Annotated in this window: 8 protein-coding genes; all 8 read right to left on the bottom strand. The window is 75.0% G+C overall.

The genetic code is table 11. From position 1 onward, the window contains the following. Positions 1-134: 134 nt before the first annotated feature. Positions 135-1,004: an AfsR/SARP family transcriptional regulator gene (locus BM339_RS44915; RefSeq protein WP_200871826.1), complete on the bottom strand. Its 870-nt coding sequence runs from the start codon at positions 1,002-1,004 to the stop codon at positions 135-137. Between the two features lie 244 nt (positions 1,005-1,248). Beyond that, positions 1,249-1,572, bottom strand: a complete 324-nt coding sequence (locus BM339_RS44910) for a RedY protein (RefSeq protein ID WP_075024806.1) — start codon at positions 1,570-1,572, stop codon at positions 1,249-1,251. A 12-nt stretch (positions 1,573-1,584) separates the two neighbouring features. Next, positions 1,585-2,751, bottom strand: coding sequence for an L-prolyl-[peptidyl-carrier protein] dehydrogenase (redW, locus tag BM339_RS44905; RefSeq protein ID WP_024935146.1), 1,167 nt, complete (start codon positions 2,749-2,751; stop codon positions 1,585-1,587). Continuing rightward, positions 2,748-5,474: a polyketide synthase gene (locus tag BM339_RS44900; protein ID WP_083598549.1), complete on the bottom strand. Its 2,727-nt coding sequence runs from the start codon at positions 5,472-5,474 to the stop codon at positions 2,748-2,750. The genes redW and BM339_RS44900 overlap by 4 nt, the downstream gene beginning before the upstream one ends. A gap of 73 nt (positions 5,475-5,547) precedes the next feature. Beyond that, a complete protein-coding gene (redH, locus tag BM339_RS44895) occupies positions 5,548-8,277 on the bottom strand; it encodes an undecylprodigiosin ligase RedH (RefSeq protein WP_083598548.1) in 2,730 nt (909 codons plus the stop codon). Beyond that, positions 8,274-9,329, bottom strand: coding sequence for an SAM-dependent methyltransferase (locus BM339_RS44890; RefSeq protein ID WP_021596385.1), 1,056 nt, complete (start codon positions 9,327-9,329; stop codon positions 8,274-8,276). The genes redH and BM339_RS44890 overlap by 4 nt, the downstream gene beginning before the upstream one ends. A 1-nt stretch (position 9,330) precedes the next feature. Further along, positions 9,331-10,173, bottom strand: coding sequence for a thioesterase II family protein (locus tag BM339_RS44885; protein ID WP_218163935.1), 843 nt, complete (start codon positions 10,171-10,173; stop codon positions 9,331-9,333). Between the two features lie 16 nt (positions 10,174-10,189). Continuing rightward, positions 10,190-17,845 carry a type I polyketide synthase gene (locus BM339_RS44880; RefSeq protein WP_075024805.1) on the bottom strand — a complete coding sequence of 2,552 codons (7,656 nt, stop codon included), beginning with the start codon at positions 17,843-17,845 and terminating at the stop codon, positions 10,190-10,192. Between the last annotated feature and the right edge of the window lie 8 nt (positions 17,846-17,853).

Here is a 17,853-nt window from a genome sequence, read left to right as displayed (position 1 = left end):
GTGTCCACCTTGCAGCCGGACGCTGACCGTGCCGCTGACGAGCCGCTGACGAGCCGCCCCGCCGGCGGCCGCCCCATGACAGGCGAGGGCCCGGCCGCCCGGACGAGCGTCCGGGGGCCGGGCCCCGTGCCCTCTCAGCCCGCCGCCGACGCGCGGCGGACCCGCAGCACCGCGTCCGGCGACTCCAGGATCGCGTGCTGGCCGAGGATGTGCCCGTACAGCCGCTGGAGGGACCGGCCGGGCTGGACGCCCAGTTCCTCGTCGAGCCGCGCCCGCGTCCGGTGGAACAGGTGCAGCGCCTCGGACTGCCGTCCCGACCGGTAGAGGGCGAGCATCAGCAGCTCGCAGAGCCGCTCCCTGGTGGGGTGGGAGGCGACGAGGCGCTGCAGCTCCGCGATGGCCTGCCGCTCCTCGCCGAGGAGCAGCCGCGCGCTGACGAGGTCCTCCCAGGCCCCGAGCCGCCGCTCCTCCAGCAGCGCCGCGGCGCCCTGGCAGCGGCGTCCGGTCCGGGTGTGCAGCAGGGCCGGACCGGTCCAGAGGGCGAGCCCGGCCTGCAGCAGGTCGCGGGCGCGGGAGGGATCGTCGGTGAGCAGCGCCACCGCCCGTGCAGTACGGTCGAGGAAGCGGTTTCCGTCTACGAATTCGCGGGGAATATCGAGAACGTAACCGTTGCAGACGGCGCGCAGCGGAAGCTCGGTGCGGGCGCGTTCCGCGCAGCAGTCCAGGATTCTCCTGATCCGGGTGGCGTGCGCCTGCAACGCATTACGCGGATTACGAAGATCCTCTCCGGGCCACAGTTCTTCGGACAGTTCATCGTGGGAGACCGTCCGGCCGGCCTCCAGCGCGAGCGTCGCGACCATGGCGCGTACCTTGCCGGCCCGCAGTTCGGTACGGGATCGCTGGACGACGATGGAGACGGTGCCCAGCAGGTCGATGCCCACACCGTCCCCGTGGGCGGCGCCGGCCGGTCGGCCGGCGCGCTGCCCCAGAGTGTCAACAGTCATCATCACCCTTGACATTGAGCGGAGAACGTTCTTTGGCATGACGGCCCCGCGGGGTGTTCAGGGGTGTTCATCCGTGCGTCATCGAGACGAATCTCCCCCGTACAAAGGCCGAACAACTGTTCAGCGGCAAGTCTTACAGACCGGGCGCCGCTCCCGCCATCCATCCGGTGGCCATTCTCTTCTCAACATGCGCACGGAAGACCAGGCAGAAATCATCCTTTCGTTGAGTTTGGCGGGACGCCTCTCAACGCCCGGATCGGCCGCTGACGTAACCGGGGTCCAGCCGCGTCCCGGACGTCTCCTCCGTCACGGCGGCCATCGTCGAGAACGCGGTTTCGAGCCGCTGGAAGGCGGGCGTCCGCATGTCCTTCTCGAACTCGGCGGCGCTGCTGACCCGGATGATCTCGACGTAGCGTCCGGCCCGCTCGCCGGGCACGCGGACGACGTCGAAGGCCTGCACGCTCGGCAGTTCGGGGCAGGTCGCGTAGTCGACGTCCCGCACCCACGCCTCGAACTCCGCGGGATCGGCGCCCGGGTGCAGCGCGATGGTGTGCACGATGATCTCCATGGTGCGGTCCTCTCAGCGCCGGGGGGCGGGCCGGCGGCGGCCGATGCCGAGGGCGCGGGCGATGTTGTTCTTCTGGATCTCGTTGGTGCCGGAGAAGACGCGCGCCGGCAGCGCGTCGCGGAGCAGGGCCCCGGGCCCGCCGTCGAGCACGCCGGCGGCGCCCCGCAGCTGGACGGCGTCCAGGCCGAGCCTGACCGCCGCCTCGCTCACCGCGAGCTTGGCCAGCCCGGAGGCGACGTCGCAGTCCTCCCCGGCCGACAGCCGGCGCGCGGCGTCGAAGAGCAGCAGCCGGGCCGACTCCAGGCCGAGCACCATGTCCACGATGCGGTGGCTCACCGCCTGGAACTCGCCGATGGGCGCGCCGAACTGCTCGCGCTCGGCGGCGAACGCGATCGTGTCGTCCAGGACGCGCCGCATCGCGCCCAGGTAGACCGCGAACAGGCAGGTGCGCTCCCATGTCATGGATCCGGTGAACACGGCGGCCCCGGTGCCCTCCGCGCCGAGGACGTTGGCGGCCGGGACCGCGCAGTCCTCGAAGTACACGTCGGCGGTCGGCGACCCGCGCAGCCCGGTCTTGTCGTAGGGGCGGCCGACGCGCAGTCCGGGCGTCCCGGCCTCGACGACGAACGCGGTCAGGCCGAAGAAGCCGCCGCCGGGCCGGGTGGCCGCCTGGACGACGAAGACGTCGGCGGCGGGCGAGTTCGTGGTGAAGCACTTGCTCCCGTTGAGGACGTAGCGGTCGCCGTCGCGCTCGGCGCGGGTCCGCAGGTTGAGCGTGTCCGACCCGGCTCCGGGCTCGGTGATGCCGTGCGCGGCGATCCGCTCGCCGGAGCACAGGGCGGGCAGCCAGTGCCGCTTCTGCTCCTCCGTCCCGAACTCGACGATCGGCATCAGGCAGGCGAACAGGTGCGCGGCCACCGAGAACGCGAAGCCGGTGTCGGCGCAGCCCTCGCCGAGAGCCTCCATCAGGACGGCGGCGGACTCGGCGTCCAGCCCGCTCCCGCCGTACTCGGCCGGCACGGTGGCGCCGGTCAGGCCCTGCTTCCCGGCGAGGCCCCAGCGCCGCCGGAACTCCCCGGCGTCGAACGGGCCGTTCCCGGCGGGCGGCAGGTCGCGGCCGGCGAAGGCGAGCACCATCTCGCGCATCGCCGCGGTCTCCGGGGTCAGTCGAGGGTTCATCCGGCTCCGTCCTGGTACTCCTCGATGAGCAGGTGGTAGTTGATCCCGCCGGTGCCGAACGAGCTGACGCCCGCGCGGCGCGGCCGTCCCGGCCCGGCGGGCCACGGCTCGGGCGCCACGGGCAGCCGGGCCGGGACGTCGCCGAGCGGAAGCCCCGGGGCGGGCGTCCGCAGGCCGGCGTTCGGCGGGAAGGTGCGGGCGCGGATGCTCAGCAGCGCCTTCAGCAGGCCGGCCGCGCCGGCCGCCGCGAACGTGTGCCCGAAGAACGACTTCGCCGACCCGATCACCAGCGGGTTCGGGCGGCCGGGCTTGGCGTACACCTCGGCCGTGGCGGAGATCTCCACCCGGTCGCCGACCCGGGTGCCCGTCCCGTGCGCCTCCAGGTAGTCGACCGCGGCCGGGTCGAACTCGACCTGGTCGAACGCCTGCCGCATCGCGCGGACCTGCCCGTCGGCGTCCGGCGCGATCAGCGACCGGGCGTCGTTCGAGCCGCCCACGCCGCGCAGCAGCCCGTGGACGCGGTCCCCGTCGCGGACGGCGTCCGGCAGCCGCTTCAGCAGGAACAGCGCGCACCCGTCGCCGGGGCTGAACCCGTCGGCGGCGGCGTCGAACGGGGTGATCCGGGTGTGCGACAGCAGCCCGAGGGCCGAGCAGAGCACGAGGTCGCGCGGGTTGCACGCCAGCTCGGCCCCGCCCGCCAGCGCGTAGTCGGCCTGCCCGGACCGCAGCGCGCCGAGCGCGATGTCCAGCGCGGCGAGCGACGACGCGCAGGCCGCCTCGACCGCGACCGGCACGGCCGGCAACCGGTGCTCGGCCGCGATGAGCGCGGCGACGCCGCTCGCGAGGCAGCCGTCCAGGTCCACGTCCGACGGCGGCCCGCCGGGCGCCCCGTGGCGGCGCCGGACGCGGTCGAGCAGCAGGCGGCGGGCACGGTCGGGCAGCGTGGCGAGCGCCTCGATCACCGCGACGGCCGCCTCCAGCTCCCCGACGGCGCGGCCGGCGTTCAGCCGCCGTTCTCTGGTGAGGCTGAGGTTGCCGCCGATCGCGACGATGCCGGGCCTCCCGGCGAGCGTGCCGGCTCCCCCGTAGCCGGTGAGGGTCTCGTGCGCGACCGCGAGCGCGACGCGCTGGACGGCGTCCATCGCCTCCCACCGGTGCGGCGTGATGGGCAGCCCGTCCGGCGGCGCGTCCGGGACCGGGACCGGGGCGCCCAGTTCGGTGTAGCTGTGGGTGAGGCTGACGCCCTCCTCCTGGAAGTACAGCTCCCGGTCGAGGACGTCGTCCGGGAGCGGCCCGATGCGGTCCTCGCCCGAGTGGACGGCGTCCCAGAACGCGGTGGCGTCGGGGGCGCCGGCGAAGCGTCCGCCGAACCCGACGACGGCGATCGGCTCGGGCCGGCTCGTGACGACGGCCCCGCCCGCCCGCGGCGCCGTCCGGGCCTCCGGCCTGCGCGAGTCGTCCTCCTCCAGGAGGAGATGGGAGAGCGTGCCCGTCAGCGAGGCCCCGCAGACGGCCGCGCGGCGGGGTTCCGGGCCCGGCTCGTCCGGCCAGCTCTCGGCCGTGCGCGCGGACCGGAAGGGCGCGCCGGACGCCGGACCGGGTGCGGGCAGCCTGCGGTGGTAGAGGGCGAGCGCGGCCTTGGCCACCGCCGCGAGCCCGGCGTTGGCGAACGTGTCGCCCAGCCGCTCCCCCGGGCCGCCGAGGGTCACCGCCCCGGGCGGAGCCTCCCCGAACAGGCGGCCGAGCGCATCGAGGCAGGCCTGCGCCGCGACGGGCGGGCCCCCGCCCGCCCGCTCGACGTACCGGACGGATCGGGGCGGCACGTCGGCCGCGTCATGGCAGGCGCGGGCGACGCGGTACCGGCGCTCGGCGGACGCCGAATAGCGCAGCACCCCGGGCCGGGCGTCGTGCTCCATCGCGCATTCGAGGATCGAGGCGTAGATCCGGTCCCCGTCGCGGACGGCCGAGGACCGCCGCTTGAGCAGCAGCGCCCCGACCCCCTCGCCGAGCGTGGCGGGCAGCCCCTTGGCGGCGAGCAGCTCGGCGGCGAGCGGGCTCTCCCGCCGCTGGCCGGTGAGGACGAGCACCGCGTCGCACAGGTCGCCGCGCAGCCCGTTGACCGCGTGCGCGAGCGCGGCGAACGAGGTCGCGTCCGCCGACTCCACGGCGAGCGTGCGGCCCCGCAGCCGGAACGCGCCCGCGATCCGGGCGGGGATCGTGCTCGCCATCTCCCCCACCCGGTCGTGCGGGGACGCCCCGAGCCGCTCGGTCACCCGCGCCCGCAGCTCCCGGGCCGCCCGCGCCGCGGCCGGGCGGGCGTGCCCGCCGAACAGGGCCGGCACCTCGCGTTCGAGGTCGCGGGCGTACCGCGCGGCCTCGATCCGCAGGGCGTTGGCGTACTGGCGGTCGAGGCCGAGGCAGGTGCCGGCGATGACGTCCGTCCGGTCCGTGCCGAGCGGGCGCCCGGTGTACCCGGCGTCGGTGAGGCACTGCCGGGCCGCCTCCAGCATGAGGACCTGCATGCGGGTCATCGACGTGCGCTGCACCGGCGGGATGCCGAAGCGCGCCACGTCGACGTCCACGTCGTCGAGGCTCGCCGTGGAGGGCGGCGGGCCGGCCGGGTCCTCGCACAGCCGCCGCCAGAAGTCACCGGCACCGCGCGCCTCCGGGTAGAGGCACGCGATGCCGATGATCGCGATGGGTTCGCGCACGGCGGCCGTCACACCCGAGCGGCGTCCTCCACGGACGCCCTGTCGAGCGCGGCCGGTCCGGGGTCCGCCTCTTGCCGGCCGGGGATCATCCGTTCGTCCTTTCGTCGGTCTCGACGACCTCGACCACGCCCCGGTCGCCGTCCACCGTGACCAGGTCGCCCGTCGTGATCGTCTGGGTGGCGTGCTTGGTGTTGACGACCGACGGGACGCGGAACTCGCGGGACACGATCGAGCTGTGCGAGAGCATCGACCCGATGTCGGTGACGACCGCGCCCGCGATGGCGAACAGCGGTGTCCAGGAGGCGTCGGTGAACCGGGTCACCAGGACCTCGCCGACCTGGAACTCGTCGGCCTGCCAGACCAGGTCCTCGATGATGCGGGCCCGTCCGACGACGCGGCCGGGGCTCGCGCCGAGGCCCTCCAGCCGGACCCCGTCCGGCGCGGGCCGGACCGCCTGCGTGACGTCCCACTCGCCGACGAAGCTGAGCGGCGGCTCGGGCAGCCGGGCGTACGCCTGGAACGTGCGCCGGGCCTCCTCCAGCTTCGCGCGGGAGAACACCTCCCGGGCGTCCCCGCCGCCGGCCAGATACTCCTGGACGTCGGCGAAGTCCAGGTCGGCGACCTCGTCCAGCGACCGCAGGACCCCCGCGGCGACGAGCCGGCGGCCGACCTCGTGGACGACGCACCGCACCAGCCAGATCGAGGTGATCATCGACATCCGGGTGGTCTCGCGGAGCCGGCTGCACGTCTCGTACAGCTCGGTGACCTTCTCGATCGCGCGCCGCTTCGGCAGCGGCAGCCGGGCGAGCGCGTCCGCCGCCGCGTCCTCCTCGGGGTCGGGGGCCCGGTCGAGGACGCCGTCGATGGAGAAGCCCTCGTCGGCGTACCGCCGGATCATCTGGAAGATGTAGGACGGGTCGTCGATCCAGCGCGGGTGCGTCAGCTCCATCTCCTGCCGGCCGCGGGTGCCGTTCTCGCGCAGGAACGGGATCATGTGGCGGTCCCAGAAGGCACGGCCCGCCTCGTCCGCGCGGAGCAGGGCGGGCACGTCGGCCGCGGCCCCGGCGCGGATGATCTCCATGACGCGGGGATCGCGCCGGGCGACCTGGGCCAGCGCCCAGATCTCGCGCGCCGACTCGACCGTCCGCAGGCTCGACATGTCGCTCTTGACGCGGTTGCGCAGGCCGGCGCCGGCCTGGCCGAGCCACGCGCCGCAGAGCGCTTCGAGCACGCCGTAGAAGCCGAACGCGTTCATGTAGTACGGCATGTAGCCGACGTGCATGTCGTGGAAGTAGGCCAGCCGCCGCTTCATCTCGGCGTTCAGCTCGGGACGGTCGAGCCTGGTCAGGTCGATGCCCTGGGCACGGTCGAACTCGTAGAACCGCGACCGGACCATCCGCCGGGCGCGCTTCTTCATGTTCCGTAGCTCGGAGACGGAGCTCTTCAGCCAGAACCCGGCGGAGAGCAGCTCCTCGATGCCGTCCGGCCAGGTGCCGAACGGGTTGGAGTAGGTGTCGAGGTCCACCTCCTCGCTGACGAACCGGTTCGTGAAACGGCTCTGGTCCCGGGTGGGGAGGCACTGGCCCAGCAAGTAGGCCGTGTACGAGATGTTGAGGTAGACGTGTCCTTGCAGGTAGCCCATGTGCAGGGACATGTCGCCGGGGTCGCGGACACCGGTCGACACGGCGCAGCCGCGGTGCACGTTGTGCTGGTAGTACTGCGCGAACGACCGGCCGAGCGGCGACATGATGCCGGTGAAGATCTCGCCGATGTCCATGCGCGACCAGAGCGTCCCCTTCTGGACGGCCTCGGGCTGCGGGTGCACGTACGGGCTCGTCCGCCGGTCGCGGACGGGCGTCGTCGTGATCGGGCGGGTCTGGAGCAGGTACGGCACCCCGTCCCGCACGGCCCACTCGATGTCCTGCTCGGCGCCGTAGTGGTCGCGGACGCGGACCGCCAGCCCCGCCAGCTCGGCCAGCTCGCCGGGCTCCAGGCAGGGCGTGTTGCGCGCGGCGGCGTCCACCTTGACGAGCCCGACCGTGCCGGGCTCGACGGGCGCGCACTTGGTGACCTTGTAGCGGATCTTCCGGTCGACGACCTCCGGGCCGGCCGGGTCGACGAGGAAGAAGTCCGAGGTGACCTTGCCTGCGACGAGCCCCTCGCCGAGGCCCCAGCAGGCCTCGACGACGAACCGGTCGGTGCGCCCGCTGACGGGGTCGCGGGTGAACAGGACGCCGCCGGTGTCGGCGTGCACCATCTGCTGGACGACCACGGCGATCGACCCGGCCTCGGACGCGTCCCGGTAGGCGGCGGCGCGGTCGGTCCACAGCGACGCCCAGCACACCTTGACGGCGTCGAGGAGCGCGCTGTCCCCGGCGGTGTCGAGCACGGTGTCGTGCTGGCCCGCGAAGGAGTGGGACGCGGAGTCCTCGGCGGACGCCGACGAGCGGACCGCGACGCGCGGCCTGCCGAGCTCCCCGTACGCCTCCAGGACGGCCGCCGCGATGTCGTCGGGGACGTCCGCCGCGAGGACCCGTTCCCGGAGCTTGGCGGGCTCGGTGCCGGCGATGTCGGCGTCCAGGCCCGTCTCCCGGACGAACCGGTCGAACAGCGCGGTCGTCAGGCAGAACGCGGGCGGCACGGGCAGGCCCGCGCGGAGCATCCCGTCCAGCCGGGCCGCCTTGCCGCCGAGCAGCGCGGGGTCGGGGACGTCGCCCGCGCCGAGGACGACGATCTGGTCGCCCGCGGCGGGCTTGGCGCGCTTGCCGCCCCCGGTCGTCTTCGCCGCGCGCTTGGCGGAGGTCGGGGTCGTCATGCGATCAGCTCCTCGGCGTCGGTGCGGTGGTCCGGGTCGCGGTTGGTGCCGGTGAACGCCCGGAACTGCTCGCCGGGGATGAGGCGGCGCTCGCGGACGCCGGTGAAGCCCGCGCTCTCCAGCTGCGCGGCGAGGCCGTCGGCGTGCGGCAGCGGGCCGCCGAAGTCGGCGCACTCGAACCACAGGTCGAGGACCTCCATGCCGATGCCGCCGCCCCGGCACGGGGTGGTGAGCAGCAGCCGGCCGCCGGGGGCCAGCAGGGAGCGCACCTTCTCCAGCACCTTCACCCGCTCCTCCTCGGGGAAGTAGTAGATGTTGTTGTGCAGGGTCACCAGGTCGAACACCGGCTCCATGTCGAGGTCGCGGACGTCGGCGCGGCGGACGTCCACCCGGTCGGCGAGGCCCCACTCGGCCATGTTCACGGTGGCGGCGGCGGCCACGTCGTCCTGCAGGTCGATCGCCAGCGCGGTCAGCCGCGGGTTCAGCGACGCGGCGTGCCGGACGTGGACGCCGCTGCCGCAGCCGACCTCCAGCAGCCGGCACGGGCGGGTCCGGGGCACGGCGCGGCCGACGGCCTCCTCCACGAACGGCTGGACGACGCGGGTCGAGCGGGCGATGACCTCGCCGTCCTGATCCCGGAGGGTCAGCCGCCGTCCACCGCGGGCCATGGCCGGGGCGTCCAGCAGGACGGGCAGGTGGAACCGCGCGACCTCCTCCAGCGCGGCGGCGACACTGTCGTTGCGCGCCTTGCCGAGCGCCTTGGCGGCCCGGCCGCGGAGCGCGTAGCAGCCGTCGTCGAACTTCAGCTCGCCGAGCCGCACCCCGATCTCCAGCCAGGCCCGCAGGACGTGCCGGTCCTCGCGGACGTCGAGCGCCGCGGCGAGCGTGTCCAGGTCGCAGGGCCGGACGGCGAGCCGCCGCAGCACCCCGTTGCCGGAGGCCGCGGCGAGGAACGACGCCCGGTACACGGGGGTGACCAGCCGCCGGCTCAGAGACAGCAGCAGCGGAACCTGACGGCCGCCGGCCACCTTGGCCAGGGTCGCGACTTTCATGTCAGAGTCCTCCGGGTTCGGTGGTGGAGACCGGCGTCCGGCGGGCGGCGTGCCGGCCGAGCTCGCGGCGGAGCTCGTGCAGCAGCGCCGGCCGGTCCGGACCGGTCAGGTAGAAGTGGCCGCCCGGCAGGTGCCGGCGCAACGTCGAGCCGTAGGTGTACTCGCGCCACTCGTCCACCTGGCCGGGCGGCGCGATCGGGTCGCCGGCCGCGGAGAACGCCGTGATCGGGCAGGCCAGCGGGCGGCGCGGCGCCCACCGGTAGCGCTCGCACGCGGTGAGGTCGGCGCGCAGCACCGGCATCCGGCGGGCGAACGCGGCGCCGCCGCCCTCGGGGTCGACGCCCGCGCCGGCGAGCCCGCCGAGGTCGCGGACCATGGCGAGCAGGGCGTCGTCGGTGAGCTCCGCACCGATCCGGGCGCCGTAGAAGTGCGGTGCCCGGCTGCCGGACACGAACAGGTGGACGGGCTCCCCGGCTCCGCCGTCTCGCAGCTCGCACGCGACCTCGTAGGCGAGCAGCGCGCCCATGCTGTGTCCGAACAGCGCGAACGCGTCCGCGAGGCCCTGGCCGACGAGGGCCGCCGCGATGTCGGCGGCCATCGGCCCCATCTCGCGGCGCGGCGGCTCCCCGAGCCGGAAGCTCCGTCCGGGCAGCAGCACGGGGACGACCTGGACGCGGTCGCCGACGTGCGCGTGCCAGTCCCGGTAGACCGAGGGCGTCCCGCCCGCGTGCGGGAAGCAGACGAGGCGGACGTCCGCGGCGGGGTCGGGCGTCACACCCGGGAACCACGGCCCGCCGGCCCTGCGGGCGGCGACCATGCCCGTGCCCGTGACTGTGCCTGTCACTGTGCCCGTCGACATGTCAGCCACCGAGGTGCTCGCGGCCTTCGGGGGACTCCAGCCATTCGATCGTCCGTGCCATGCCCTCCTCGAAGGCGACCTCGCCCTTGAAGCCGAAGTCCTCGCGGGCCCGGTCGATCGGGTAGGACTGGTCGCGCTCCAGCAGATGCACGGCGTGCCGCGTGAGCACGGGACGGGACTTCAGGCGCAGCGTCCCGTACACCTTCTCCGCCGCGCCCGCGACGCCGGCGGCCAGCGGGCGGGGCAGGCTCACCGCGGGCGGCCGGACGCCCAGCCCGGCGGCGAGCGCCTCGATGTACTCCCGCCAGGTGACCGTCTCCGGGTCCCGCAGGTTGTAGGCCTTCCCGGCGGCGGCGTCCGACCCGCAGGCGGCGATCATGCCGTCCACGGCGTTGCCGACGTAGAGGAGCCCGGCCGGGGCCGTGCCCTTGCGGACGTAGACCATCTGCCGGCTCTTCAGCAGGTTCGCGATCTCGATGACGAAGTCCTTGCTACGCGGCCCGTACACCGACACCGGCCGGATGACCGTGAGCGGCAGGCCCGCCTTCTCGGCGGCCCGCCTCACCGCCCTCTCGCCGAGGACCTTGCTGCGGTTGTAGGGCAGGCCGATGTCCTTCGGCTCGGTGCGCTCGTCGCACGGCCGGACCGGGTACCCGTACACGTCGGTGGTGCTGAGGTGCACGAACCGCTCGACGGTGCCCGCGTGGTGCGCGGCGTCGACCAGGTTGCGGCAGCCGGTGACGTTGGCCTGCTCGAACTCCTCCCACGGCCCCCAGTCGGCGGACTTGCCCGCGCAGTTGTAGACGTGCCGGACTCCGGCGGTGGCGCGCAGCAGCGCGTCGAGGTCGGTCAGCGACCCCACCTCGACCTCGACGGGCAGGTCCGCGAACGCCGACCGGTCGCTCCCCTCCCGGACCAGGACGCGGACGCGGTGCCCGATCTCGGTCAGCCGCCGGGTCAGGTGGCCGCCGATGAACCCGGACGCGCCGGTGACGAGCACGTCGGCGCCGCCCGTCTCGGCCCTGTCCTCCACGCGCGGCGACGTGCGGTGGCGCGGCACGTGCGACGGCTCGTACGGCGTTCTCTTGTTCTGCGAGGTCGGGTCCATGGCGTCCACCAGAAGGTCGAGGGAGCGGTCGAGGTCGGCTTCGCGGTGGTCTGCGTTGACGAAGAACCTGAGCCGGCACTTGTCGCGCGGCACGGCCGGGTGGCCGATCGGCATCACGTTCACGCCGCGGTCGAGCAGCGCGCTGGAGATCTCCATGGCCCGGCCCCAGTCGCCGACGATGATGGGGATGACGGCGGTCTCGCGCGAGACGCCGGTGTCGAGGCCGCGGGCGCGGGCCGCGCTCCGGAAGTGCTCCGCCAGCTCGCGCAGCCGCGCGACCCGCTCGGGCTCGTCCCGGATGACACGGAACGCCTCCAGCGCGGCGGCGGCGCTGGCCGGGGAGATCCCGGTGCTGAAGATGTAGAGCGGCGTCGTGTACTTCATGAACTGGATGAGCGGGCGGCGCGCCGCGATGTAGCCGCCGAGGCTGCCGATGGCCTTGCTGAGCGTCCCCATCCAGAGGTCGACGTCGCCCGGGTCCACCCCGAAGTGCTCGCCGATGCCGCGTCCCGTCCGGCCGAGGACGCCGAGCGAGTGCGCCTCGTCGATCATCAGCATCGCGTCGTGGCGCCGCTTGACCTCGATGAAGCGGGGCAGGTCGGGGAAGTCGCCGTCCTGGCTGTAGGCGCCCTCGATGACGACGACGGCCCGCCGGTACCGGCCGCGCATCGCGCCGAGGACGCGGTCGAGGGCCTGCCAGTCGTTGTGCGGGAACGACCGGCGGCGGGCGCCCGACAGGAGGGTGCCGCGAACCGTGCTGTCGTGGATCCACTCGTCGTGCAGGACGAGGTCCTCGGGTCCGAACAGGTGCCCGACGGTCGCGACGTTGGTGGCGTGCCCGCCGGCGAACACGATCGCGGCCTCGGTGCCGAGGAACCCGGCGATCTCCGCCTCCAGTTCGTGGTGCAGCGGCGTCTCCCCGCACAGCAGCGGGGTCGCCGAGCAGGACGTCCCGTAGCGGTCGATGGCCGCCTTGGCCGCCGCGCGCAGCCGGGGGTGGGAGGACAGCGCCAGGTAGTTGAACGCCGAGAAGTTGACCATCCGGCGGCCGTGCATCTGGATCAGGCCGGAGTTGAACCCGTCGTGGACGCGCTCGTAGGCGTTCGGGCCGCTCGACTCGATCAGCCGGAGCCGCTCCAGCATCTCGGCGTACTCGTCCCACTCCTCGAACCGCCGCTGGATCACCACCGGCCGCGGCTCCTCCGGCACCGGAGCCGGTGCCGGGGCGGGCGCCGGAGCGGGTGCGGGGGCGGGGGCCGGGGTGGGCGCGGCGGGCGGTGCCTGGACGGCGGGCTCGTACGCCCGAGCAGGCGGGGCCGCATCGGCGATGCCGAGGGCGTCGAGGAGCTGGGCGACGGTGAAGTCCTCGGGCAGGGTGTGGCGGAGCTCCGCGACCCGGCCGGGGTACATCGGGGCGAGGCGGCGTTCCAGCTCGCCCTTCATGAGCGAGTCGAGCCCCAGCTCGCTGCCGACGTGGGCGTGGGGCGGGATCTGGTCGGCGGGGAAGCCGGAGACCTGGGCGACGCAGGCCAGGACCCTGCCGGCCTCGGCGCCCGGCGCCGCCGCCCCCTCCGTCCGGCCGGCGTGCCCGTATCCGTTGCCGTTCACTTCGATCTCCCTTCGCTGTCCGAGCCAGTAGGGGCTGCGTTCGAACACCGCGTGGGGCACCGGGACCCGGCGCCGCGGGCGCCCGGCGTCGAGGCCGGCCCACCGGACGCCGCCGCCCGCGCAGTACCAGCGGCCGGCCGACCGCAGGAACGTCTGCCAGTCGTCTCCCCCGCGGCGCAGGGACGGCAGCGACAGCACGGTCCCGGCGGCGTCCGCGAGCCCGGCGCGCACCAGGCCGAGGAGGGCGGGGTGCGGCCCCGCCTCCACGAACGCGTCGCAGCCGAGGCGCCGGAGGGCGCCGACACCGTCGGTGAACCGGACGGTGCCGAGCAGGTGGCCGGCCCAGTACCCGGCGTCGGGACGGCCCATGGCCTCGCCGGTGTGGTCGGAGATCCACGGGATGTCCGGCTCGCGGGCCGCGACCGCGCGGGCGGCCTCCCGCAGCGGCTCGGCGGCGCCGTCCATCAGCGGCGAGTGGAAGGCGTGCGAGACGGCGAGGCGCCGGACGGTGACGCCCTTCGCCTGGAGGTCGCCGGTGAGCCGCCCGATCTCCTCCTCCGGGCCGGACAGGACGAGGTGGCCGGGCGCGTTGGCGGCGGCGACCGCGACCGCGGGGCTCGCGGCGGCGGCCGACTCGATCGCCGCCGCGTCCCCGGCACAGGCGATCATCGCGCCGGAGCCGGGCAGCTCGTCCATGAGGCGGCCGCGGGTCGCGGCGAGGGTGAGCGCGTCCTCCAGGGTCAGCGCGCCCGCGACGCACGCCGCCGCGAAAGCGCCGACGCTGTGGCCGAGCACGCCCGCCGGCCGGACGCCGATCGACTCCCACAGCCGCGCGAGCGCGACCTCGACGGCGACCAGGGCCGGCTGGCAGTACCGGGTGGCCTTCAGCCGGGCCGGATCGTCCTCGGTGAAGACGAGGTCGCGGAGCGAACCGCCGATCAGCGGGCGCAGCACCTCGTCGGCCCGGTCGATGACCTCCGCGAACACCGGGCTGGACTCGTAGAGCCCGCGTCCCATGCCCGGGTACTGCGTGCCCTGCCCGCTGAACAGGAACGCCGCGCGGGGACCGCGTCCGGCGGGCTCCCCCCGCAGCACGCCGGCGGACGCCTCGCCGGACGCCAGCGCCGTGAGGGCCCCGCCCAGTTCGGTCATCGACCGCGCGGTGATGGCGGCGCGGTGCCCGAGCGCGGCGCGGCCGGTGTTCGCCGCGTGGCACAGGTCGGCGAGCTCCACGTCCGGCCGAGCCGCGATGTGCGCCCGGTACCGCCGGGCGAGGGTCGCGAGCGCGGTCGGCGTGTGCGCGGACAGGCAGAGCGCCTGGACGGGCCGCTCGGGCCCCGGCCGCTCGGCGGGGCGCGCCTCGTCCGCGCGTCCGACGATCACGTGCGCGTTGGCGCCGCCGAACCCGAACGAGCTGACGGCGATCCGGGACGGCGGGACGCGGGTCCGCCCGGCCGGCCCGGTCAGCACGGTGAGGCCGGAGCCCTCCCAGGTCAGATGGCGGTTCGGGGTGGTGAAGTGCAGCTGCGGGGGCAGCTCCCCGTGCCAGACGGCCAGCGCGGACTTGATCAGCCCGGCGATGCCGGCCGCCGCCTCCAGATGCCCGATGTTGGCCTTGACGGAACCGACCGGGCAGGGCGCGTCCGCGGCCCGGCCCGCGCCGTACACGGCGGCGAGCGTCTCCCACTCGACCGGGTCGCCGAGGGCGGTGCCGGTGCCGTGCGCCTCGACGTAGTCGATCCCCCGGCCGCCGGTGCCCGCCTCGGCGAGCGCCCGCTCGATCACCGCGCGCTGCGCCGATCCCTTCGGCGCGGTGAGGCCGTTGGCGCGGCCCCCGTGCCCGACGGCCGCGCCGGTGATCACGGCGTAGATCCGGTCGCCGTCGGCGCGGGCCCGGGACAGCGGCTTCAGGCAGACCAGGCCGGCGCCCTCGCCGCGCACGTACCCGCCGGCCGCGTCGTCGAAGGTGCGGCACGCCCCGTCCGGCGACAGCATCCCGCCCCGCGCGAACGCGACGGACAGCACCGGGTTGATCAGCAGGTTGACGCCGCCCGCGAGCGCCATGCCGCACTCGCCGGCGCGCAGGCTCCGGCAGGCGGCGTGCACCGCGACGAGCGAGGACGAGCAGGCGGTGTCGATCGCCAGGCTCGGCCCGCGCAGGTCGAAGTGGTACGACAGCCGGTTCGCCGCGATGGAGTGCGCGGTGCCGGTCGCCGCGTACACGTCGACGGACGCGGGGTCGTTCATCTGGAGGTCGCCGTAGTCGTGGCTGCTGATGCCGACGAACACGCCTGTGTCGCCGCCCGCCGCGCCGTCCGGGGCGATGCCCGCGTCCTCGAAGGCCTCCCAGGCGACCTCCAGGAGGAGGCGCTGCTGGGGGTCCATGCGCTCGGCCTCGCGCGCGGAGATCCCGAAGAAGCGGGCGTCGAACCGGTCGATCTGGTCGAGGAACCCGCCCCTGGCCGGCGCGTCGACCCCGGCGGCGTCCCAGCGTCCGGCGGGCACGCCGGCGACGGCGTCCCGCCCGTCGAGGAGCAGCCGCCAGTACCCGTCGGGGTCGGGCGCGCCCGGGAAGCGGCAGCCGATCCCGACGACCGCGACCGGTTCCGCGGGTCCCGGCTCATCGCTCCGGGGGACGGGACGCGCGCCGGGTTCGGGTTCGGCGCCGAGGAGGTCCGCCACATCGCGGATGGTGGGACGCTCGAAGACGGTGCTCGGCGCGAGGTCGCGTCCGAGCCAGGCCCCGAGCTCCTCGACGATGGCGACCGCCGTCCTGGACGCGAGGCCGAGCGTCGCGAACGGGACGGTCGTGCCGATCGTCCGCGCGGGCAGCCCGAGCCGGGCGGCGACCTTCTCCACCAGCCACGCCTCGATGTCGGCCGCGCTGCGGCCGGACGCCCCGGGCGCCGGGTGCCCGGCGGGCGCGCGGTCCTCGTCCGCGCCGAGGAGTCTCAGCAGCGCGGGCACGGTGGGGTCCGTGAGCAGCTCGCCCATGGGCACGCGCAGGCCGAGGTCGCGTTCCAGCCGAGCGGCGAGATCCAGCAGGCCGGTGTAGTCCAGGCCGAGGTCGGCGAGCGAGCACCGCCCGACGTCCGTCCGGCCGGTCGCGGACCCGATGAGGCCGAGGATCCTCGCCCGGTCCGGCGCCGCGGCCGTGGCCGCGGCGGAACCGGACTCGCGGACCACGCTCGCCGCGACGACCGGCAGGGCGAGGGACAGGAACGCCCGCCGGCAGCCCTGCCGCTGGATCTTGCCGCTGGTCGTCCTGCCCACGGACGCCCGCCCGACCAGGACGATCGCGTGTGGCGAGACGTCGTGGTCGCGGGCGATGGCGGCGCGGAGCCGGGCGAGCAGCTCACCGGTGTCCCCGGCGCGGTTCCCGTCCACCTCGAAGACGACGACCATCTCCTCGGCGCCGTCGACGTCGACGGCGAACGCGGCGCCGCAGCCCGCGCGGACCGCGCCGTCCGCGCGCTCCACGGTCAGCTCGACGTCCTGCGGGTAGTGGTTGCGGCCCTGGACGATCACGACGTCCTTCAGCCGCCCGACGACGTGCAGCTCGCCGTCCCGCTCGAAGCCGAGGTCGCCGGTGCGCAGGTGCGCGGTGCCGTCCCCGTCCTCGATCCGGGCCTGGAACGTCTCGCGGGTGGCGCCCGAGTCGCGCCAGTACCCGCGGGCGACGCCCGGCCCGCTGACCCAGATCTCGCCGACCCGGCCGGCGGGGAGGCGCCGCCGGGTGGCCGGGTCGACGATCGCGACGCCGACGCGGTCGGCGGCGGGCCCGCAGCCGACGCTGCGGACGGAGCGGCGCCCCTCCGCCGCGGGTTCGGCGCGGCCGTTCTCCAGCGCCTCGGCGTCGAGCGTCCCGACCTGTGGTTCCCGCCCGGCGGCGGCCCCGCTGACCAGCAGGGTCGCCTCCGCCAGCCCGTAGCAGGGCAGCAGCGCCCGCCGGTCGAAGCCGCAGGGCGCGAACCGCTCGGCGAACCGGTCCAGGGTGTCGGCGCGCACCGGCTCGGCGCCGTTGAGCGCCAGCCGCCAGGAGCGCAGGTCGAGCCCGGCCGCCTGCCCGGCGGAGATCCTGCGCAGGCAGTAGTCGAAGCCGAAGTTCGGGGAGGTCGCGGTCGTCGCGCGGGTCTCGGAGATCGTCTCCAGCCACAGCAGTGGACGCTGGATGAACGTCCTCGGCGCCATGAGGTGCGCCGGGAGACCCCCGTACAGCGGCGTCAGCAGGCCGCCGATCAGCCCCATGTCGTGGTACGGCGGGAGCCAGGACACCAGGGCGGAGTCGCGGTCGTGCTCCAGCGTCAGGTGGATCGTCCGGAGGTTGGCGACCAGGTTCTCGTTGCTGACCATGACGCCCTTCGGCGTCGCGGTGGAGCCGGAGGTGTACTGAAGGAACGCCAGCGATCCCGGGCTCACCCCGGGATCGGCGTACGCGTCCGCGTCGTCCGGGCCGCAGTCTGTGCTCGCCAGCCAGCGGATCCCGGTCGCGCCCAGCTCGCCACGGCTTCCGGCCCCGGTCTCCAGGGAGCGCTTCTGCTCCTCGTCCACGAGCGCCCACCCCGCCCGCACGTTCCGGGCGATGACGGCGAGCCGGTCCAGGGTCTGGCCGGTCCGCCCGGTGTCCGGCGGGTAGGCGGGGACCGCGATCGCGCCCGCGTACAGGCAGCCGAGGAACCCCGCGACGTACTCCAGGCCGGGCGGCAGGAGCAGCAGGACGGGCCGGTTCCGCAGCCCCTCCCGCTGGAGCCGTCCCGCCACGGCGCGGGCGCGCGCGTCCAGGTCCCGGTAGGTCCAGGACTCGCTCTGCCCGCCCGTCCCGGTCAGGAACCGGTACGCGAGCCGGTCCGGCGTCCGCCGGAGGTGGTGCCGCAGGATCCCTGCCACCGTCTCCGGTTCGGGGCCGTCCCAGTGGCCGTCGATCAGGTGCGTGCGCGTCATCGTTCCAC

It is taken from the genome of Actinomadura madurae (assembly GCF_900115095.1).
GTDB lineage: Bacteria > Actinomycetota > Actinomycetes > Streptosporangiales > Streptosporangiaceae > Spirillospora > Spirillospora madurae.
Note: the sequence above shows the minus strand (reverse complement) of the source record. Positions and strands in the feature narration are given on the sequence as shown.

Excerpts from the sequence above, each read along its gene's own strand:
- redW (WP_024935146.1), bottom strand. The coding sequence starts at position 2,751 with ATGAACCCTCGACTGACCCCGGAGACCGCGGCGATGCGCGAGATGGTG.
- BM339_RS44915 (WP_200871826.1), bottom strand. The coding sequence starts at position 1,004 with ATGACTGTTGACACTCTGGGGCAGCGCGCCGGCCGACCGGCCGGCGCC.
- redH (WP_083598548.1), bottom strand. The coding sequence starts at position 8,277 with ATGACGACCCCGACCTCCGCCAAGCGCGCGGCGAAGACGACCGGGGGC.
- BM339_RS44910 (WP_075024806.1), bottom strand. The coding sequence starts at position 1,572 with ATGGAGATCATCGTGCACACCATCGCGCTGCACCCGGGCGCCGATCCC.
- BM339_RS44890 (WP_021596385.1), bottom strand. The coding sequence starts at position 9,329 with ATGAAAGTCGCGACCCTGGCCAAGGTGGCCGGCGGCCGTCAGGTTCCG.
- BM339_RS44880 (WP_075024805.1), bottom strand. The coding sequence starts at position 17,845 with ATGACGCGCACGCACCTGATCGACGGCCACTGGGACGGCCCCGAACCG.